This window comes from Pseudolysinimonas sp. (assembly GCF_057350545.1).
This window is the reverse complement of sequence record NZ_JBMRCP010000024.1, coordinates 14,417-32,135: the sequence shown is the minus strand read 5'-3', so window position 1 is coordinate 32,135 and position 17,719 is coordinate 14,417. Positions and strand designations below refer to the sequence as shown.

The window sequence follows — 17,719 nt, the reverse complement described above, 5'->3', positions numbered from 1 at the left end:
GAGCTTAGGCCGCGCCGAGCATCCGGACTCCGTAGACCGACGCCCGCCGATCGATCGTCGCGAAGAGGTGGTTCCCCTCGAGCGCCTGGGCGATCAGCATCCGATCGAACGGGTCGCGGTGATGCAGGGGAAGGTCGAGCATCCGTCGAGCGTGCGACGCGGTGAAGTCGAGCACCTCGAGGCCGTTCTCGTCGAGCAGCGCGTCGGGGATGAACGGTGCCCGGAGCTTGCCGACGGAACGTTTGACCGAGATCTCGGCCAACGAGATCGCCGAGACGAGAACCGCGGCGTCGGGATCCGCGATCGCGCCCGCCACCGAAACAGGCAGTTCGGGCGCGTCATCGAGCCACCAGATCACCATGTGGGTGTCGAGCAGGATGCTCACTCGTCGCCGTACCAGTCGGCCTCGTCCTGCGGCGTGAAGTCGTCGAAGTCGTCGGCCATCCAGAACTGGCCCTTCAACGCACCCGGCACGCGAGGGGCCGTGCGCCGGGCGACCGGGACGAGGCGTGCGACGGGCCGGCCGTTGCGGGAGATGGTGATCTCCTCCCCCGCCTCCGCCCGCGCGACGAGCTTCGACAGCTGCGTCTTGGCCTCGTAGATGTTGACGGCGCTCATGGCCCGATCGTACTTGGTCAAGTCTGGTCAGACCAGCGCGCGCCGCCCCGCTGTCCGGATGGCGAGGGCGCCGAGCACGACGGCGACGAGCGCCATCGCGACGAACGAGAGCCCCGAGTATCCGATCAGGGCGAGCACGAGCCCGGCGCTGCCCGCACCCACGGCGCCGGCGAGGCTCATGGTGAGGTCGGCGCGCCCCTGCACGATCGTGCGGCGCGCGGGCTCGGCACTGTCGGTGACGAGACCGGATGCCGAGACGGTCGCGGCGCTCCAGCCGAGGCCGAGCAGGATGAGGCCCGCGAGCACCCAGCCCGACGACTCGGCGCCGAACGACGTGCACAGCAGGGCCGCGAGCAGCATGCCCTGCCCGAGGCCGATGACGGGCTCGCGGCCCCAGCGGTCGGAGAGCACACCCCACAGCGGCGACAGCCCGTACATGCCGGCGACGTGGAGGCTGATGGTGAGTCCGACGATCACGAGGGTCGCGCCGTGGTCGACCAGGTGCACGGGCGTCATCGCCATGACCGACGCCATCGTCGCGTGGCTGAGCGCGAGGGTGAGGATGCCGGTGAGCACGCCGTTCCGGTCGGCGGCACGGGCCTCGACGGCGGGGACGCCGCGCTCGACCCCGAGCCGCTCGGCGGTCTTCAGCGGATCGGGCCGGAGGGCGAAGCGGTAGATCGCGACCGCGACGAGCTGCGCCGCGAGCGCGAACACGAACACGCCGGAGAGCGTGGGCAACCCGATCGCGAGGCCGAGCACGTCGCCGGGGCCGATGAGGTTCGGGCCGAGCACGGCGCCGAGGGTCGTCGACCAGACCACGACGGACAGGTCGCGGCCGCGCCGACCGGGCTCGGACAGGTCGGTCGCGGCGAACCGCGACTGCAGGTTCACCGCGGTGCCGACGCCGAGCATCGCCATCGCGACGAGGAAGAGCGGGAAGACGTCGACCGCGCTCGCGACGAGACCGAGCACGGCGCCGAGGGCCGCGATGCCCGCACCGGTCGCGAGGGCCGGCGAGCGTCCGGATCGTCGCGCGAGTCGGGCGAGCGGCACCGCGGCGGCGGCCGCGCCGAGCGTCGACATCGTCGTCGCGGTGCCCGACCAGGCGGGCGACCCGGACAGCTCGGTCGCGAGCAGGGCGGCGGCGGAGAAGGTCGCCCCCATGCCGATGCCGGCGAGCGCCTGGCCGGCGATGATCACCGCGTGGCTGCGGCGGCGGATGCGGGCGACGTCGTGGTCGCTGAGGGCGGGGGCGGTCATCGCTGTCGAGCCTACGACCGCCCCCGCACCGATCACGCGCGGCTCACCTGAGCGCACCCACGGAGCCGGCTCACCGGAGCCGGCGGAAGGCGCGCGCCGAGAGCGGCATGAACACGAGCAACAGCACCGCGGGCCAGGCGATCGCGAGCGGGACGGCCGCCTCGGCGAGCCACCCCGAGGTGATCCCGGTCGGGTTGCCGAACAGCTCGCGTGCCGCCGTCGCGGTCGCCGAGATCGGGTTCCACTGGGCGATCGCGCCGAGCCAGGCGGGCATCGTCTCCGGCGCGACGAACACGTTCGAGGCGAAGCCGAGCGGCCAGACGAGCACCTGCACGGCCGTCGTCGCCCCGTCGCTGCGCAGCGTCAGCCCGAGGAAGATGCCGACCCAGAGCAGCGCGAAACGCAGCCACAGCAGCAGTCCGATCGCGGCGAGCGCGCCGAGCGGCCCCGATTCGATGCGCCAGCCGATGAGCAGCCCGCCGACGATGAGCACTCCGAGCTCGACGACCGAGGTGATCATGTCGGCACCGCTGCGACCGAGGGCGACCGCACCGCTCGAGATCGGCATCGACCGGAAGCGATCGGTGATGCCCTTCTTCGAGTCGGTCGTGATCGCGCTCATCGTCGCCTCGACGCCGAACATCATCGCCAGGGTGAGCATGCCGGGCAGCAGGAACGAGATGTACCCCTCGTCGGCGCCCGGCACCCGCATCGCTCCCCCGAACAGCAGGGCGAAGATCAGCAGCAGCATGATCGAGAAGGCGAGCCCGAAGAGCGGCGTCGCGGGCTGGCGGCGCCAGTGCTGCAGCACCCGTGTGGTCAGGACTCCGGCGTGTCCGAGGGTCGTCGTACTCATGCGTTCTCCTTGCTGCGGTCGGTGAGGGCGAGGAAGGCGTCGTCGAGGGTCGGACGGCGCAGCTCCAGGTCGGCGAGCTCGATCCGGGCCGCCTCGAGCGACGTCAGGGCGAGCGAGAGGGATGCCAGCCCGGCCGGGGCGGTGACGGTCACCTTCCCGGAGTCGCGGTCGGCGACCGTGGGCACGCCCATCGCCTCACCGAGCACCTCGGCGGTACGCGTCAGCTGCTCGGCGTCGCTCGGGGTGGCGACGATGCGGTCGCCTCCGATCGCGCGCTTCAGCTCGTCGGGGGTGCCTTCCGCGATCACGCGGCCGGCATCCATCACCGAGATGCGGGCGGCGAGCTGGTCTGCCTCGTCGAGGTATTGCGTCGTGAGCAGCACCGTGGTGCCGCGACCGGCGACCTCGCGCACGGCACGCCAGACCTCGTTGCGTGCCCGCGGGTCGAGGCCGGTCGTCGGCTCGTCGAGGAACAGCACGGCGGGGTCGAGCAGCAGGGCGACGCCGATGTCGAGGCGTCGCCGCATGCCGCCCGAGTAGCCGCCGACCGCCTTCGTCGCCGCCTCGGTGAGCCCGAACCGCTCGAGCTGCTCGTCGGCACGCGCGGTTGCGGCGCGCGTACCGAGCCCGAACAGTCGGGCGAACATGACGAGGTTCTCGCGCCCGCCGAGCACCTCGTCGACGGCGTGCGCCTGCCCGACGAGTCCGATCGCACGGCGCACGGCGCGCGGGTCGCGGCGCACCTCGTGGCCGGCCACCCAGGCTTCCCCGGCGTCGGGTCGGGTGAGCGTGGTGAAGACGTTGACGGCGGTGCTCTTGCCCGCGCCGTTGGCGCCGAGCAGACCGTGGATGCCGGGGCCGGCCTCGAGGTCGAATCCGTCGAGGGCGGCGGTCGCGCGGTAGTTCTTGCGCAACCCGCGGGCGACGAGCGGGGGTGTCGAACTCATGGAACTCCTTACTTCGTACGTTGTACTGATTAGTGCGGAGCTTGATCGTACACCGTACGGAGAAAGTAGGCTAGGGACATGGACCAGCCCGCCGCGAACCCGCGCGCCGCCGACAACAGCGGCGACCCGACGCGCGTGCTGCGGCTGCTCTGGCGGCGCGGACTCGGCGATCCCCGCGGTGCGCGCGGTCCCCGCGCGAAGCTCAGCGTCGACGAGGTCGTGGCCGCCGCGACCGCCCTCGCCGACGAGGAGGGCCTCGACGCGTTCTCGATGCGCCGCGTCGCCGACCGCCTCGGCATCGGCGTCATGACGCTCTACACCTACGTGCCCGACCGCGCCGCCCTGCTCGGACTCGTGCGCGACTCCGTCGCCGCCGAGGGCGAGCGTCCGCCGCACACGGGAGGCGTGCGCGAGAACCTCACGCGCGTCGCCGACGATCTCTGGCAGGAGTACCTGCGGCATCCCTGGCTCATCGACCTGCAGATCGGACGCCCCTGGCTCGGACCCGGCGAGTCGACCCGCTACGAGTGGCAGCTCCGAGCCGTCGACGGCGTCGGACTCGACGACCTCCAGATGGACCAGGTGATCACCGCCGTCACCGCCTACGTCGCGGGCGCCGCGCAGAGCCGGGTCGTCGCCGAACGCAGCCGCACGGCCTCCGGCATGAGCGATCTCGAGTGGTGGGAGCTCAACGCGCCCGTGCTCGAGGAGGTCATGACCGACGGCGACTGGGAGGTCTCGAATCGCGTCGGCGCGGCCGCCGGACAGGAGTACGGACTCGGCGACCCCGACCGGGCGTACGTCTTCGGGCTCGGGCTGCTGCTCGACGGCGTCGAGGCGCTGCTGCGCTGATCCGTCGGGAGCGCGTGCGTCAGGCCGCGGGCGCCCCGTCGCGGTAGCGGGCCGGGTTGCTCAGCGTGCCGATGCCCTCGATCGTGATCTCGACCTTCTGCCCGTCGAGGAACCCGCCGAGCCCCGAGGGCGTGCCGGTGCAGATGATGTCGCCCGGCAGGAGCGTCCAGACGTCGGAGATGTAGGCGATGAGATCGGGGATCTTGTGGATGAGGTCGCGCGTGTTGCCGTGCCGCCGGGGCTCCCCGTCGACGGTCGAGCTGATCTCGAGGTTCGTCGGGTCGAGCTCGGTCTCGATCCACGGTCCGATCGGGCAGAACGTGTCGTACCCCTTCGCCCGCGCCCATTGGCCGTCGGCGAACATCTGGTCGCGCGCCGACACGTCGTTCGCGATCGTGTAGCCGAAGACGTACTGCTCCCAGTCCTCCGCCTTGACCTGCTTCGCGACCTTGCCGATGACGATCGTCAGCTCCGCCTCGTGCGTGATGCGCCCCTCGACGGGCGGCATCTGGATCGCCTCCCCCGGACCGATCACCGCGGTGTTCGGTTTCAGGAAGATGAGCGGGTTCTCCGGCGCGTCGACGTTGCCCGCCATGTCGGTGCGGTGGTCCGCGTAGTTGAGCCCGACGCACACGACCTTCGAGCGCGGGATGACCGGCGCGAGCAGGCGGGCGTCGGCGAGCGGGATGCGCTCCCCCGTGGTCTCGAATCCCGCGAACAGCGGGTCGGAGGCGAGCACGACGAGATCCTCGCCGTCGACGACGCCGAACCGGGGGGCGGCATCCGGGGTGGCGAACCGGGCGACCTTCACGATGTCCGAGCCTAGCCCGGCCCGTGCGTTCGCGTTTCGCACGCATCCGTTGCACGGGACGCCAGGATGGTCTCGTGGAACTCCTCATCGACGGTGACGGCCCCACGCTCGTGCTCGCCCACGGCGCGGGCGCGGCGATGGACTCGCGCGGGATGACCGACGTGGCGTCCCGGATCGCGTCGCGCGGCATCCGCGTGGTGCGCTTCGAGTTCGGGTACATGGCGGCCCGCCGCGACGGGGTGCGCCGCCCGCCGCCGCGCGCCGACACCCTGCTCGACGAGTACCGCACGGTGCTCGCCGAGGTCGGTGGGCGCGTCGTGATCGGCGGGCGGTCGATGGGCGGACGCGTCGCATCGATGGTCGCCGACGAGGGACTGGCTGCCGGCACCGTCGCCGGCCTCGCCTGCCTGTCGTACCCGTGGCATCCGCCGGAGAGGCCGACGCAGCCGCGCACCGCCCACCTGCTCGCGCTGCGCACGCCGACCCTCGTCGTGCAGGGCACGCGCGACCCGTTCGGCTCGCCCGACGAGGTGGCGGCGTACGGCCTGCCCCCGACGATCGACCTGCTCTGGCTCGACGACGGCGACCACGACCTCCGGCCGCGCACGGCGCTGAGCGGCTTCACGCACGCGCAGCATCTCGACACCGCGGCGGATGCCGTGGCCGCCTTCGTCACGCGCGTCAGCTAGGCCGCGGCTCTCGCCGAAGGGCGTCTCCGGCGACGGCCGCCACGAACCCGAGTTCGATCGCGGAGCTCGCCACGAGCCGGATCGCGAGGGTCTCCGGCGATCCGAGGGCGGCGACCCCGACGGCGGCGAGGAGCGCGACGAGGCTCGCGAGCATCCACCCCCACCGGCGGGCGCGGGCGAATCGCGCGACGAGCACGAGGGCGAGCACCACGAAGGCGAGCTGGGTCAGGACGAACCCGACCTCGTGCACCGCGCCGTGCCAGCTCATGGTCGGGGCACCCTCGGGCGCGCCTGCGGGGAATCCTGCACCGGCGTCGGTCACGAACACCCCGGCGATCACGAGGCCGATGCCCATGAGCGCCGTCAGCACGGCGACGGTGCGCGCACCCGTCGCGCGGTGCAGGCCGAGGCCCGCGCCGACGAGCAGGAGGCCGGTGATCACGAAGTTCGCGATCTGCACCCCTCCGCCCTCACCGAGCGCGAGCAGGCTGAGCGGATGGAACGTCGGCCGGAAGCCGTCGCGCGTGAACGCCTGGAGCGCCCAGAGTGCGACGAAGAGCGGTGCGGCGACGATGCCGCCGATGAGCAGCACGCGGAGGTGCCGGGTGGGTCGGGTCATGGCGATGCTCCTTTAGGTGAACCGTTTGGTTCACTATAGGACACTGCACTCATCGGTTCAACGTTTGGCGCTCTCTGCGCGGAAAGGCCCCTCCACGCCGGGCGGAGGGGCCTTTCCGGGCGAGCAGCCGACCTCAGTCGGTGAGGCGCACCATCCACCCGTGCCGGTCGGGAACGCGGCCGTACTGGATGTCGGTGAGCTCCTGGCGCAGCGACATCGACACCCGCTCACCCTCCGGCTCGGGCATCACGATCGAGACGCTCTCGCCCTTGAGCTCGGCGATCGGTGTGATGACCGCCGCGGTGCCGCACGCGAAGGCCTCGACGATCTCGCCCGAGGCGACACCGTCGATCCACTCCTGGAGCGTGACCTTGCGCTGCTCGGTGCGCAGGCCGCGGTCGCGACCGAGCTGCAGGATCGAGTCGAGCGTGATGCCCTCGAGGATGCTGTCGCTCGCCGGCGTGATGAGCCGTCCGTCGCGCGTGACGAGCACGACGTTCATGCCGCCGAGCTCCTCGAGGTAGACACCGTCACCGTCGAGGAACAGCACCTGCGCGCAGCCATGCTCGTAGGCCTCGGCCTGGGCGACGAGCGACGACGCGTAGTTTCCCCCGGTCTTCGCGGCCCCGGTGCCGCCCTTGCCCGCGCGGGCGTAGTCGGTCGAGAGCCAGATGCTCACCGGTGTCACGCCGCCGTGGAAGTAGGCGCCCGCGGGGCTCGCGATGAGGTAGTAATTCACCTTCGCCGCCGGCCGCACGCCGAGGAACGCCTCCTTGGCGAACATGAACGGCCGCAGATAGAGGCTCGTCTCGGGCGCCGTCGGCACCCAGTCGGCGTCGACGGCGACGAGCTGCTTGATCGAATCGAGGAAGTACTCCTCGGGAAGCTCCGGCAGCGCGAGACGCTTCGCCGAACGACGCAGTCGCGCGGCGTTCGACATCGGGCGGAAGGTGTGGATCGAACCGTCGGCGTGACGGTAGGCCTTCAGCCCCTCGAAGATCTCCTGCGAGTAGTGCAGCACCGCCGCTGCGGGGTCGAGCGAGATCGGGCCGTACGGCTGCACGCGCGGGCGGTGCCAGCCGCCCCTCTCCGACCAGCAGATGTCGACCATGTGGTCGGTGAAGAACTTTCCGAAGCCCGGATCCGCGAGGATCTCGGCGCGCGTCTCCGCCGATTTCGCGGCGTCGTTCTTCGTGACCTGCCAGAGCAGGTCGGGCGTGGCCATGGGCAGGTTGATGATCGTCATGGTGGCTCCGTTCGAAGCGTTCGTGTCTAGTCTGCGGCCAGACGGGCGGCGATGGCAGTGCCGACCTCGTCCGTCGTCCGCGGGGTCGCTCCTCGTTCGGCCAGGTCCGCCGTCACGGCGTCCTCGATCCGCCTCGCCGCCTCCGCGAGCCCGAGCGAGTCGAGCAGGAGAACGGTGGAGAGGATCGCGGCCGTGGGGTCGGCCTTCCGCTGTCCCGCGATGTCGGGGGCCGAGCCATGTACGGGCTCGAACATCGAGGGGAACGTGCCGTCGGGGTTGATGTTGCCCGAGGCCGCCAGTCCGATCCCGCCGCTGATGGCGCCGGCCAGATCGGTGAGGATGTCGCCGAAGAGGTTGTCTGTGACGATCACGTCGAACCTAGCAGGGTCGGTCACGAGGAAGATCGTCGCGGCGTCGACGTGGAGGTAATCCCACTCCACTCCCGGGTGATGGGCCGCCTCCTCGCGCACGGCGCGCGCCCACAATCCGCCGGCGTGCACGAGCACGTTGGTCTTGTGCACGAGCGTGACCTTGCTGCGCCGCCTCGACGCGAGGTCGAACGCGTACTTCACGACGCGCTGCACGCCGTAGGCGGTGTTGACGCTCACCTCGGTGGCGATCTCGGCGGGTGTGCCGACGCGGAGAGCGCCGCCGTTGCCGACGTACGGTCCCTCGGTTCCTTCCCGCACGACGACGAAGTCGACGTCACCGGGATTCGCGAGCGGGCTCGTCACCGACGGCAGCAGCTTCGTCGGACGCAGATTCACGTAGTGGTCGAACGCGAACCGGAGCTTGAGCAACAGGCCCCGCTCGATGATGCCGCCCGCGAGCATCGGGTCACGCGGGTCGCCGCCGACCGCGCCCAGGAGGATCGCCTCGTGCTTCGCGAGTGCTGCGAGGTCGTCATCCTCGAGGATGACGCCGGTCTCGAGGTAGTGCCGCGCGCTGTAGGGGTACTCGGTCGTCGTCAGCTCGGCATCCGACCCGAGCGCCGCCGTGAGCACCTTGAGGGCTTCCGCGACCACCTCCGGTCCGATGCCGTCGCCGGGGATGAGGGCCAGGTCGATGGTGCGGGTCACGACCCACAGCCTATTCGGGGCTACGCGCGGTGGGCTCCCGAGCGACGCGGTGCCGCTGCGACGAGCGCGACGCCGACGAGCAGCACGGCCACGCCGAGGATGCCGGTCACCGGGCTCGGCTCCGATCCCGTCGCGGCGAGGGTCGGCAGACCGCCGCCGGCCGGACCTCCGCCGCCGCCCGGGAGGGGCAGCGTCGAGAGCAGATCGGTCGCCACGATACGCAGGGAGAGTCCGTACTGCGGCGACGGGTTCTGCCACCCGGTGTCCGCCGCGAGCGCCGAGGGGCCTGCACCACCGCTCCAGTACATCGAGTCGGTGTCGACGTCGGTGCCCACGGTCGGCGTCGTGTTCACGACCGCGACGTTGAGCGACTCATAGGGGCCGGGGGCGCCGATCGGAGCCGCGCCCCAGGTATTCGTGTTGAAGGCGATCGTGACGATCACCCGATCGGGGAGGCTCACGACGAGCGGCGCGAAGTCGAACTCCTCGAGGAACAGGAAGCCGTTCTGGCACGAGCTCGAGACCGGGTCGCGCCACTGGGTCGCCGAGGGGCATGTCGGGTCGGACGTCGGACGGAAGGGCACCGCGACCGACTTCGTGAGCGTGGCCAGCGCGGCACCGGGGGCCGGGGCGACGCCCTCCTCGTAGATGTTCATCGTGATGTCGTGGGTGAACGAGGTGCCCGGCGTCGTGATGCAGGCCGCGCTCCAGCTGCCCGACTCGCAGGCCCAACTCACGAGCCCGACCGTGACGGTCTCGAGGTCGCGATCGGTGCCGGAGAGCTCGACGAGGTCGCCGAACTCCGCCGTCTGCGTCGCCTGATAGCCGAGGCTGGGGTAGGACTTCGGCGGTGACGCGGGGATCGAGTCGTACACCGGTGCTCCGGCGGCCCGGGCCGGGCCCGCGCTCCACGACTGGGCCGCGAGCAAGGCGACCACGGCGAGCAGCAGCACGAGCAGGCGGGCGGAGGTGCGGGTGACGACGGTCATGCGGGTTTCCGTTCGGGGGGACGGAGGCGTCGAGGACCTCGGGGGTGGTCCAGGGCAGCGTGACGCCTGATCTACCCGCGAAGGTAGCGGCATCCCGAGGGGGCCGCCACCACTACCCGGGGACGTTGCAGCGGCGTTGCAGAACGCGAGCGGGCGGACGGGGGAAGGCAGTGCGTGGGCATCCTGTCGGCATGACAGTCCCGAGACTCCTTCCCGCCCTCGCCGGGCTCGCCGCGGTCGCCGTCCTCGCCGGCTGCGTCGCCCCCGCCGCCGCACCGGTGCCCGCCCCCGTGCCGACCATCGCCGACGCGGCCGAGCTTCCCGTCGCGGTCGACGGCGACATCCCGCCGCGCCTCGACCTCGACGGCCCGCCCTCGCTCGAGGAGGTGGAGCAGTTCCTCATCGCCGTGATCGAAGACGCCGACGCCGTCTGGACCGAGTACTTCCTCGCATCCGGACTCGAGGAGCCCGTGCTCGAGTACGTCATCGTGCAACCCGGCGACGAGCCGTGGGTGAGCAACTGCGGCTACGACGAGCCGATCGTCATGGAGAGCGACACCAACAACGCGTTCTTCTGCTCCCTCGACGGCTCGGCCGACGAGAACGGCGACCCGGTCGGCGCGATCATGTTCGGCGCCGAGACGATGCAGCGGATGTGGCTCGGCGACGCCTTCGGGATGCCGATCGAGGTCGGCGGCGACTTCGGCGCCGCGCTCGTGGTCGCCCACGAGTTCGGGCATCACATCACCTTCGAGCTCGCGATGCAGCTCGACGCTCCCCCGCTCGGCCACGTGATGTGGTTCGAGCTCATGGCCGACTGCTTCGCCGGCAACTGGACCGCGACCGCCTATGCGAAGGGTGCGCTCGAGACGGGTGACCTCCAGGAGGCGGGCGCGGTGCTCGCGGTCATCGGCGACTCCCCGGGTGTCGTCGACCACGGCACCGCCGAGCAGCGCACGGACGCGTTCCTGCTCGGCTACCAGGGGAACGCCGAATTCGGCGCCGGTGACCCGAACGCGTGCGTGAGCACGTACTGGCGCACCGACGACCCGACGGAGGCGGACGCCGACTGAACGTGCCCGCCTCGGGTCTCAGAGGAACAGATCGAGGAGGAGCGGCATGACGAAGCCGACGAGGGTGCCCAGCAGGTGGGCCGCCGACAGCGCGAGGCCGGCCGCCGCCGCCGGCCGGCCGCGTCCGCGCGACGGCTGGATGCCGACCGCCCCGGCGATGACCCCGGCGATCGCGAACGCGCCCGACACGAGCGAGATGCCGGTGAACAGCACCCCCATCTGGTCGAACCCGCCGACCGCGTCGATCCAGAGCGACGCGGTGTAGCCGAGGACCTGCTGCGTCACTCCGAAGGCGACCACGATGATGCCGATGACGAGGGCCGCGGCCCCGGCCGCGTTCCCGGTCGGGGCGGCGGGCGTGGGCGGGTAAGGCTGCGGAGTCTGAGCGTTCGTCATCTCCGAACCCTATCGGGGGCAGGAGTGTGTCGGCGGGGCTTGACTCAGGCCTCGACGACCTCGATCGCGCGCAGGCTCGTCGCCTCGATCGCGTCCGCGATGCGCTCGAGCACCTCGTCGGGCACGGGCGAGTCGACCGTGAGCACGCTGAGCGCCTGCCCGCCGGCGCGCTGCCGCGCGATCTGCATGCCCGCGATGTTGACCTTCGCGTCGCCGAGCTCGCGCCCGAAGGTCGCGACGATGCCCGGGCGGTCTTCGTAGGTCATCACGATGAGGTGGTCGGCGAGCGGCACCTCGATGTCGTAGCCGTTCAGCCCGATGATCTTCTGCGCCATCTTGGTGCCGGCGAGAGTTCCCGCCACCTCGACGACCGAGCCGTCGCCGAGCACGCCGCGCAGTGTCGTCGTGTTGCGGTAGTCGACACTGTCTTCGCTGACGGTGAGCGTCGAGGTGATGCCGCGCTGTTCGGCGAGCAGCGGGGCGTTGACGTAGGAGACGTTCTCGGTGACGAGGTTGGTGAAGTAGCCCTTGAGCGCCGCGAGCCGGTAGACGCTCACGTCGTAGGCGGCGAGTTCGCCGCGCACGTCGACCTCGAGGCTCGTGAGCGCCTCGTGTCCCGCGACGCCGGCCAGCACCTGGCCGAGCTTCTCGGCGAGCGCGATGCCCGGCCGCACGAACGGGTCGATGACTCCCCCGGCGACGTTGACGGCATCCGGAACCAGCTCGCCCTCGAGCGCGAGCTTCACGCTGCGCGCGACCGAGACGCCGGCCTTCTCCTGCGCCTCGTCGGTCGACGCCCCGAGGTGCGGCGTGACGACGATGTTCGGCAGCGGGAGCAGCTTCTTCTCGACCGGCGGCTCCTGCACGAAGACGTCGAGCCCCGCGCCGGCGATCTCGCCGCTCGTGAGCGCGTCGTGGAGCGCGTCCTCGTCGATGAGCCCGCCGCGGGCGACGTTCACCACGTACGCGGTGTTCTTCATGCGCTTCAGCTCGGCCGTGCCGATCATGCCCGTCGTCTCGGGCGTCTTCGGCATGTGGATGGTCACGAAGTCGCTGCGCTCCAGCAACTCGTCGAGAGGCACGAGCGTCGCCCCGAGCTGCTGGGCCCGGGTCGCCGTGACGTACGGGTCGTAGGCCACGATCTCGACGCCGAACGCCTGCAGCCGCGCGGCGATCAGGGCGCCGATGCGGCCGAGGCCGATGATGCCGACGGTCTTCTCGTAGAGCTCCGTGCCGGTGTACTTCGAGCGCTTCCACTCGCCGGCCGCGAGCGACGCGTGGGCGGCCGGGATGTGGCGCGCGAGCGAGAGGATGTGGCCGATCGTGAGCTCGGCGGCACTGATGATGTTCGACGTCGGCGCGTTGACCACCATGACGCCGGCCTCGGTCGCCGCCTTGATGTCGACGTTGTCGAGGCCGACGCCCGCGCGCGCCACGACCTTGAGCTCGGGGGCGGCAGCGAGCGCTTCCGCGTCGATCTGCGTCGCCGATCGGATGAGCACCGCACTCGCGCTCGCGAGAGCGGCGAGCAGGGCGGGCCTGTCGGTGCCGTCGACCGAGCGGATGTCGAAGTCGGACCCGAGGGCCTCGACGGTGGCGGGAGAGAGTTCTTCGGCGATCAGGACGATCGGCTTGGCCACTGAGGTTTCTCCAGAGGTCGACGAGTGCTGCTTCGGTGGTGGGCGGATGCAGCGCCCCCGAGTCTAGCCAGTGCGACGATGGGCTCATGGACGCGCTTCACACGACGCAACTCGCCCTGCGGTTCGCGGTCGCCGCGGTCTTCGTGCTGATGGGGGTGCTGCACTTCGTGCCGAAGGTCGCCCGCGGCATGCGGGCGATGATCCCTCCACCGCTGCGCCGCCCCGGCTGGCCCGCGGCTCTCGTCGTGATCACCGGTGTCTGCGAACTGCTCGGCGGGATAGGGATGCTCGTCCCGTGGGACGGCGTCCGGCTCGCGGCCGGCATCTGCCTCGTCGTCTTCCTCGCGGCGGTGTTCCCCGCGAACGCTTACGCTGCACGCGACCCGCAACGCTTCGGCCGCACCGCCATCCCGTTCTGGCCGCGTCTGGTGGGGCAGGTGCTGCTCGCCGCCCTCGTGCTGCTCGCCGCCTGGCCCCTCGACGGACTGTCGCGTTAGTTGCACATTGCTGCGTTCTCCGGCGACGTTCTGCAACTGGCGGGCAGGCCATCTCCTGGAGCCGCGAGCCAGTTGCAGACTGCGCCCGGAAGACGCAGCAATGTGCAACTAACCCGCCGAAAGTGTCAGAACGAGAGCGGGGGCTGGATCGCGCCGACGAGGGCGACGATGCCGAAGTACAGGGCGAAGGATGCCGCGAGGGCGACCGTCAGGATGAGCGCGCGGGCGAACGGGCTGCGGCCGCGGCTCACCAGCAGGCCCGCGACGTACAGGGCGGGCGGCACGGCGACCGCGAGCACGAGCAGCGGCCACGGCACGGCATCCCCGATCCCGTACGCCTCGTAGAGGCCGGGCAACGCGACCAGGTCGGACACCGGGCTGACGAGCGCGAGCGCGAAGAGCACCGCGAAGACGAGGGCGACGACGATCACGAGAGGCTCCCGGCGACCTGGAGGGCGGCGAGGAACCGCAGGATGATCGGCCACGGCAGCAGCACGAGGGTGCCGAGCGCGAGCCAGCCGACGCGCACCCGGGGCCGGAAGTCGCGCGTGAGGTTGAGCGTCGCGGCGAACCAGAGCGGCCCGGCGAGCATCGCGAGGAACTCGCCGAACTGCCAGAGGATCGCCGGGAAGAGCTGAGCCGGACTGTCGGCGAGCTGCACCGAGAACACCCAGCCGATCGTGAGCGCGAGGTAGGGGACGGCGAAACCGACGGTCGCGGCGCGGCGGCCTCGGCCTCCGGGCGTCTCCTCGACTTCGGCGTCGTCGGCCGCGGTGGTCGCGGTGGCGGCGTCGGTCCCGAGGCGCGGCGCGGCCCGCCCCTGCTCCTCGTCACCCGCCCAGCGGAGGGCGTCGTCGTCCTCGTCGATGCTGTCGTCGTGCGGTCGGGCCACCCGTTCACGCTACCCGGGTCAGCGCGGTGCGGTCCGCTCTCGGCGGAGCCCCTCGCCCGCGCCCCGTCCGCGTGCTGGACTACGCGCATGCGCATTCTCGTCCTCGGCGGTACCGCCTGGCTCGGCTCCCTCGTCGTCGCCGACGCCGTCTCCCGCGGGCACGACGTCACGGCCCTCGCCCGCGGCGAGTCGGGCGCGGTGCCGGAGGGTGCGCGATTCCTGCGCGCCGACCGCACGGCGCCGCCCGCCTTCGACGAGGCGACAGGTGACTGGGATGCCGTGATCGACGTCGCACGTCAGCCCGGCCAGGTGCGCGCGGCGGTCGACGCGCTCGCGGAGCGCACGACGCACTGGGTGCTCGTCTCGACGAGCTCGGTGTACTCCGACCCGGCCGAGATCGGGCGCGACGAATCCGGCGCGACGTTCGACCCGCTCGACGCCGACGTCATGGCCGACATGTCGGAGTACGGGCCGGCGAAGGTCGCCTGTGAACGCCTCGTGCTCGCCGCGCTCGGCGAGGAGCGGTCGCACGTCGCCCGCGTGAGTCTCATCGGCGGGCCCGGTGATCGGTCCGGACGCGGCGTCTACTGGCCGTGGCGATTCGCGCATCCCTCGTCGGTCGACGGTCGCGTGCTCGTGCCCGAGGCGGCGCATCCCGTGCAGCTCATCGACGTGCGAGACCTCGCCGCGTGGCTCGTGGATGCCGCCGAGACCCGCGCGCCCGGCATCGCGAACGTCGGCGGCGAGACCTTCACCCTCGCCGAGCACCTCGCGATCGCGCGTCAGGTTGCGGGCGGGCGAGCGGTGCCCGTGCCGGTCGACGACGCATGGCTCGAAGCGCACGAGGTGCAGCCGTGGTCGGGTCCGCGGTCGCTGCCCCTCTGGCTCCCGGCCGAGGCGGTGGGACTCAACTCGAACAGCACGGCGCGCGCCGAGTCGCTCGGGCTGCGCCGTCGCCCCCTCGCCGAGACGCTCGCCGACACGCTCGCCTGGCGGGAGGCGCATCCGGAGATCATGCTTGGAGCAGGGCTGTCGGATGCCGACGAGCTCGCCCTGCTCGCCGAGTTCGCGTAGACGGCGCGACGGCGCTCAGTCGTCGAGCCGGCCGAGGAGTTCGACGGCGGCGCGGGCGTAGTCGCCGATCCACCGGTCGTGGAGGCGCTTGATCGGCAGCGGCGCGAGCGCGAGGTGCCGTTCGCGTCCGAGCCGTCGACCGGTGACGAGCTCGGCGTCTTCGAGGACGCGGAGGTGCTGGAGCACCGTCGTGCGGTCGAGTTCCGGGAACGCCGCACACAGGGCGCCGGTCGTGAGCGTCGACTCCTTGAGCGCGTCGAGCATGCGCCGGCGCACGGGTGCGGCGAGCGCCCGGAAGACGGCGTCGTCGTCGCCCTTGCCGTCGTCCTCAATCATGTTGTAAAAATACAACATGACTGAGCTGAAGGAACTGAGCTTCACCGTGTCGGGTCGCGTGTCGCGGCCCGCAGCCGAGGTGTACGAGGCGGTCGCCGACCCCGGCCAGTTGTCGCAGTACTTCGCGACGGGCGGCGCTCGCGGGCGACTCGAGACCGGAGCGACCGCCCACTGGGACTTCCACGACTTCCCCGGGGAATTCCCCGTGACGGTCGTCGAGGCCGACCCGCCGCGCCGCATCGTGATCCGTTGGGACGGCAACGAATCGGTCGAGCCGTACACGACGACGACGTTCGAGTTCGAGCCGATCGACGGAGGAAGCCGCACCCTCGTGACGATCACCGAGTCGTCGTGGCGCGCGACGCCCGACGGCGCGAAGAACGCGTTCGGCAACTGCGAGGGGTGGACCGGGATGCTCATGGCGATGCGCGTCTGGCTCGAGCACGGGATCAACCTGCGCGACGGTTTCTACGCCTGATCTCGCGAGGTCGACGGCGGGGCGGCGGGTCGACGTCGCTTGACGATCCGCACCACCCGGCGGAAGTCGCGCAGGTTGACCTTGAGGGTGAGCTCGTGCCGGAACGCGAGGATGCCGGCGACGACGATCGCCGCGACGAGCGGCACCCCGCCCGCCACCGCGAAGGCGACGTGCATGCCGATCACCTCCGCGATCCAGCCGATGATGAGGCCGCCCGCGGCCTGCCCGCCCATGAGCACGATCGTGTAGATCGCGATCACGCGACCGCGGATGCTGGGGTTCGACGAGAGCTGCACCATGGCATCCGCGCCCGTGGCGAACAGGATGCGGAACACCCCGAGCGCGACGACGCCGCCGAGGAACACCCCGTAGATCGGCACGACGCCGGCGATCAGGATCGCCAGGCCGTAGGCCCCCGTGAGGAAGGCGATCGAGCGCAGCCGCAGCGACTTCCTCCGCGCCGAGAGCACTGCGCCGACGACCGCCCCGACGGCGGCGAGTGACGTGTAGAGCCCGTAGCCTTCCGACCCGGTGTCGAACCCGCGCTCCCCGGCGGCCGCCGTGAACAGCACGGGCAGAGTCATGCCGAAGGTCGCGATGAAGAACAGCAGCACGAGCGGCCAGAGGATCGTCGGCTTGCGCGTCGCGTACCGGACGGCGACCCGTACGCCCCCCGAACCCTTCGCCGGACGCACGACCGGCGAGAGCTCGTGCGTGCGCAGCGACGCGAACGCGACGAGCGCGACGATCGTGACGACGACGCTGACGGCGATCGACCACCCCGAGCCGACGACGCCGATGAGGATGCCGCTGATCGCCGGTCCGATGAGACCGCCGATGTGGAAGACGCCCGCGTTGATGCTCACCGCGGTGCGCAGCCGCGCCGGGTCGACGATCTGGCCGAGCACCGCCCCGCGCGCCGGCCCCTCGATCGCACCCGCGACACCGGCGATGAGGGCGACGGTGAAGACGAGCCACACCTGGGCGAGGCCGAGGATGGCGAGCACGGCGAGCGTGCCCATGCTGACGACCGAGACCGACTGCGTGATGATCACGATCGTGCGCCGCGGGAAGCGGTCGGCGACGACGCCGGCGAGGGCGCCGAACAGCAGCGTTGGACCGAACTGCAGCGTGACCGCCAGGCCGACGAGGGCGAGGTTGCCCGTGAGCTCGAGCATGAGCCAGTCGATCGCCACACGCGACATCCAGAAGGCGATGCTCGACGCGAAGAGCGCGGTGACGACGGCGCGGTAGTTGCGCAGTCCGAAGAGGGCGAACAGCTCGCGCCACGACGGGCGACCGGGCTGGATGGCGATGGGGGCGGTGGCCGGATCGCTCATCGCCGTACCGCCCTCACGGCGTCC

The 17,719-nt window shown here is 71.4% G+C and carries 22 protein-coding genes; 6 read left to right on the top strand and 16 right to left on the bottom strand.

The window, feature by feature from the left end:
• Nucleotides 1–4 precede the first annotated feature (4 nt).
• From ACO1X9_RS02955 to ACO1X9_RS02935, 5 genes are all read right to left on the bottom strand, one after another.
• Entirely contained in the window at nucleotides 5–385 is a 381-nt protein-coding gene (locus ACO1X9_RS02955; protein WP_486349335.1) for a type II toxin-antitoxin system VapC family toxin, read from the bottom strand.
• A complete protein-coding gene (locus ACO1X9_RS02950) occupies nucleotides 382–618 on the bottom strand; it encodes a type II toxin-antitoxin system Phd/YefM family antitoxin (protein WP_486349334.1) in 237 nt (78 codons plus the stop codon). The genes ACO1X9_RS02955 and ACO1X9_RS02950 overlap by 4 nt, the downstream gene beginning before the upstream one ends.
• A 27-nt stretch (nucleotides 619–645) precedes the next feature.
• A complete protein-coding gene (locus tag ACO1X9_RS02945; protein WP_486349333.1) occupies nucleotides 646–1,881 on the bottom strand; it encodes an MFS transporter in 1,236 nt (411 codons plus the stop codon).
• 70 nt (nucleotides 1,882–1,951) lie between these two features.
• Nucleotides 1,952–2,737, bottom strand: coding sequence for an ABC transporter permease (locus tag ACO1X9_RS02940; protein WP_486349332.1), 786 nt, complete (start codon nucleotides 2,735–2,737; stop codon nucleotides 1,952–1,954).
• Nucleotides 2,734–3,684, bottom strand: coding sequence for an ATP-binding cassette domain-containing protein (locus ACO1X9_RS02935; protein WP_486349331.1), 951 nt, complete (start codon nucleotides 3,682–3,684; stop codon nucleotides 2,734–2,736). Before ACO1X9_RS02935 ends, ACO1X9_RS02940 begins: the two co-directional genes overlap by 4 nt.
• A gap of 78 nt (nucleotides 3,685–3,762) precedes the next feature.
• Here ACO1X9_RS02935 and ACO1X9_RS02930 point away from each other — a divergent pair, with 78 nt between their 5' ends.
• Nucleotides 3,763–4,536 (top strand): TetR/AcrR family transcriptional regulator, encoded by a 774-nt coding sequence (locus ACO1X9_RS02930; RefSeq protein ID WP_486349330.1) that lies wholly within the window; start codon nucleotides 3,763–3,765, stop codon nucleotides 4,534–4,536.
• Between the two features lie 19 nt (nucleotides 4,537–4,555).
• On the opposite strand, the gene ACO1X9_RS02925 is transcribed toward ACO1X9_RS02930, so the two are convergent.
• Nucleotides 4,556–5,347 carry a fumarylacetoacetate hydrolase family protein gene (locus ACO1X9_RS02925; RefSeq protein WP_486349329.1) on the bottom strand — a complete coding sequence of 264 codons (792 nt, stop codon included), beginning with the start codon at nucleotides 5,345–5,347 and terminating at the stop codon, nucleotides 4,556–4,558.
• A 74-nt stretch (nucleotides 5,348–5,421) separates the two neighbouring features.
• On the opposite strand from ACO1X9_RS02925, the gene ACO1X9_RS02920 reads away from it, so the two are divergent.
• Nucleotides 5,422–6,036, top strand: a complete 615-nt coding sequence (locus ACO1X9_RS02920; protein WP_486349328.1) for an alpha/beta hydrolase family protein — start codon at nucleotides 5,422–5,424, stop codon at nucleotides 6,034–6,036.
• Here ACO1X9_RS02920 and ACO1X9_RS02915 read toward each other — a convergent pair.
• From ACO1X9_RS02915 to ACO1X9_RS02900, 4 genes are all read right to left on the bottom strand, one after another.
• Complete coding sequence (locus ACO1X9_RS02915; protein WP_486349327.1) at nucleotides 6,029–6,655, bottom strand: DUF998 domain-containing protein; 627 nt, start codon at nucleotides 6,653–6,655, stop codon at nucleotides 6,029–6,031. The genes ACO1X9_RS02920 and ACO1X9_RS02915 overlap by 8 nt on opposite strands.
• Before the next feature lie 133 nt (nucleotides 6,656–6,788).
• Nucleotides 6,789–7,901: a branched-chain amino acid aminotransferase gene (locus tag ACO1X9_RS02910; protein WP_486349326.1), complete on the bottom strand. Its 1,113-nt coding sequence runs from the start codon at nucleotides 7,899–7,901 to the stop codon at nucleotides 6,789–6,791.
• Between the two features lie 26 nt (nucleotides 7,902–7,927).
• Entirely contained in the window at nucleotides 7,928–8,980 is a 1,053-nt protein-coding gene (locus ACO1X9_RS02905) for a 3-isopropylmalate dehydrogenase (RefSeq protein ID WP_486349325.1), read from the bottom strand.
• A 20-nt stretch (nucleotides 8,981–9,000) separates the two neighbouring features.
• Complete coding sequence (locus ACO1X9_RS02900; protein ID WP_486349324.1) at nucleotides 9,001–9,969, bottom strand: hypothetical protein; 969 nt, start codon at nucleotides 9,967–9,969, stop codon at nucleotides 9,001–9,003.
• A gap of 191 nt (nucleotides 9,970–10,160) precedes the next feature.
• Here ACO1X9_RS02900 and ACO1X9_RS02895 point away from each other — a divergent pair, with 191 nt between their 5' ends.
• A complete protein-coding gene (locus tag ACO1X9_RS02895; RefSeq protein ID WP_486349323.1) occupies nucleotides 10,161–11,042 on the top strand; it encodes a neutral zinc metallopeptidase in 882 nt (293 codons plus the stop codon).
• An 18-nt stretch (nucleotides 11,043–11,060) separates the two neighbouring features.
• On the opposite strand, the gene ACO1X9_RS02890 is transcribed toward ACO1X9_RS02895, so the two are convergent.
• Nucleotides 11,061–11,438, bottom strand: a complete 378-nt coding sequence (locus ACO1X9_RS02890) for a hypothetical protein (protein WP_486349322.1) — start codon at nucleotides 11,436–11,438, stop codon at nucleotides 11,061–11,063.
• A 44-nt stretch (nucleotides 11,439–11,482) separates the two neighbouring features.
• Entirely contained in the window at nucleotides 11,483–13,078 is a 1,596-nt protein-coding gene (gene serA, locus ACO1X9_RS02885; protein ID WP_486349321.1) for a phosphoglycerate dehydrogenase, read from the bottom strand.
• Nucleotides 13,079–13,164: 86 nt separating this feature from the next.
• Between serA and ACO1X9_RS02880 the strand changes: the two genes are divergently transcribed.
• Nucleotides 13,165–13,575, top strand: coding sequence for a DoxX family protein (locus ACO1X9_RS02880; RefSeq protein WP_486349320.1), 411 nt, complete (start codon nucleotides 13,165–13,167; stop codon nucleotides 13,573–13,575).
• Nucleotides 13,576–13,700: 125 nt separating this feature from the next.
• Here the strand turns inward: ACO1X9_RS02880 and ACO1X9_RS02875 are convergent, their stop codons facing one another.
• Together ACO1X9_RS02875 and ACO1X9_RS02870 are read right to left on the bottom strand one after the other, a co-directional pair.
• Entirely contained in the window at nucleotides 13,701–14,006 is a 306-nt protein-coding gene (locus tag ACO1X9_RS02875; protein WP_486349319.1) for a hypothetical protein, read from the bottom strand.
• The gene (locus tag ACO1X9_RS02870; protein ID WP_486349318.1) at nucleotides 14,003–14,467 is read right to left on the bottom strand and encodes a hypothetical protein; all 465 of its coding nucleotides are present in this window, start codon (nucleotides 14,465–14,467) and stop codon (nucleotides 14,003–14,005) included. The genes ACO1X9_RS02875 and ACO1X9_RS02870 overlap by 4 nt, the downstream gene beginning before the upstream one ends.
• Before the next feature lie 87 nt (nucleotides 14,468–14,554).
• Between ACO1X9_RS02870 and ACO1X9_RS02865 the strand changes: the two genes are divergently transcribed.
• Complete coding sequence (locus ACO1X9_RS02865) at nucleotides 14,555–15,541, top strand: NAD-dependent epimerase/dehydratase family protein (protein WP_486349317.1); 987 nt, start codon at nucleotides 14,555–14,557, stop codon at nucleotides 15,539–15,541.
• 15 nt (nucleotides 15,542–15,556) lie between these two features.
• Here the strand turns inward: ACO1X9_RS02865 and ACO1X9_RS02860 are convergent, their stop codons facing one another.
• Entirely contained in the window at nucleotides 15,557–15,877 is a 321-nt protein-coding gene (locus ACO1X9_RS02860; RefSeq protein ID WP_486349316.1) for an ArsR/SmtB family transcription factor, read from the bottom strand.
• 16 nt (nucleotides 15,878–15,893) lie between these two features.
• On the opposite strand from ACO1X9_RS02860, the gene ACO1X9_RS02855 reads away from it, so the two are divergent.
• Nucleotides 15,894–16,355: an SRPBCC domain-containing protein gene (locus ACO1X9_RS02855; protein ID WP_486349315.1), complete on the top strand. Its 462-nt coding sequence runs from the start codon at nucleotides 15,894–15,896 to the stop codon at nucleotides 16,353–16,355.
• Here ACO1X9_RS02855 and ACO1X9_RS02850 read toward each other — a convergent pair.
• Nucleotides 16,346–17,695: an MFS transporter gene (locus ACO1X9_RS02850; protein ID WP_486349314.1), complete on the bottom strand. Its 1,350-nt coding sequence runs from the start codon at nucleotides 17,693–17,695 to the stop codon at nucleotides 16,346–16,348. The two genes, ACO1X9_RS02855 and ACO1X9_RS02850, sit on opposite strands and share 10 nt — an antisense overlap.
• Nucleotides 17,696–17,719 lie beyond the last annotated feature (24 nt).

What these genes read in the sequence shown, in the direction of transcription:
- ACO1X9_RS02855 (WP_486349315.1), top strand. Translation starts at nt 15,894, where the DNA reads ATGACTGAGCTGAAGGAACTGAGCTTCACCGTGTCGGGTCGCGTGTCG.
- ACO1X9_RS02850 (WP_486349314.1), bottom strand. Translation starts at nt 17,695, where the DNA reads ATGAGCGATCCGGCCACCGCCCCCATCGCCATCCAGCCCGGTCGCCCG.
- ACO1X9_RS02915 (WP_486349327.1), bottom strand. Translation starts at nt 6,655, where the DNA reads ATGACCCGACCCACCCGGCACCTCCGCGTGCTGCTCATCGGCGGCATC.
- ACO1X9_RS02945 (WP_486349333.1), bottom strand. Translation starts at nt 1,881, where the DNA reads ATGACCGCCCCCGCCCTCAGCGACCACGACGTCGCCCGCATCCGCCGC.
- ACO1X9_RS02930 (WP_486349330.1), top strand. Translation starts at nt 3,763, where the DNA reads ATGGACCAGCCCGCCGCGAACCCGCGCGCCGCCGACAACAGCGGCGAC.
- ACO1X9_RS02860 (WP_486349316.1), bottom strand. Translation starts at nt 15,877, where the DNA reads ATGATTGAGGACGACGGCAAGGGCGACGACGACGCCGTCTTCCGGGCG.
- ACO1X9_RS02910 (WP_486349326.1), bottom strand. Translation starts at nt 7,901, where the DNA reads ATGACGATCATCAACCTGCCCATGGCCACGCCCGACCTGCTCTGGCAG.
- ACO1X9_RS02895 (WP_486349323.1), top strand. Translation starts at nt 10,161, where the DNA reads ATGACAGTCCCGAGACTCCTTCCCGCCCTCGCCGGGCTCGCCGCGGTC.
- ACO1X9_RS02880 (WP_486349320.1), top strand. Translation starts at nt 13,165, where the DNA reads ATGGACGCGCTTCACACGACGCAACTCGCCCTGCGGTTCGCGGTCGCC.
- ACO1X9_RS02940 (WP_486349332.1), bottom strand. Translation starts at nt 2,737, where the DNA reads ATGAGTACGACGACCCTCGGACACGCCGGAGTCCTGACCACACGGGTG.
- ACO1X9_RS02935 (WP_486349331.1), bottom strand. Translation starts at nt 3,684, where the DNA reads ATGAGTTCGACACCCCCGCTCGTCGCCCGCGGGTTGCGCAAGAACTAC.
- ACO1X9_RS02890 (WP_486349322.1), bottom strand. Translation starts at nt 11,438, where the DNA reads ATGACGAACGCTCAGACTCCGCAGCCTTACCCGCCCACGCCCGCCGCC.
- ACO1X9_RS02950 (WP_486349334.1), bottom strand. Translation starts at nt 618, where the DNA reads ATGAGCGCCGTCAACATCTACGAGGCCAAGACGCAGCTGTCGAAGCTC.
- ACO1X9_RS02900 (WP_486349324.1), bottom strand. Translation starts at nt 9,969, where the DNA reads ATGACCGTCGTCACCCGCACCTCCGCCCGCCTGCTCGTGCTGCTGCTC.
- ACO1X9_RS02865 (WP_486349317.1), top strand. Translation starts at nt 14,555, where the DNA reads ATGCGCATTCTCGTCCTCGGCGGTACCGCCTGGCTCGGCTCCCTCGTC.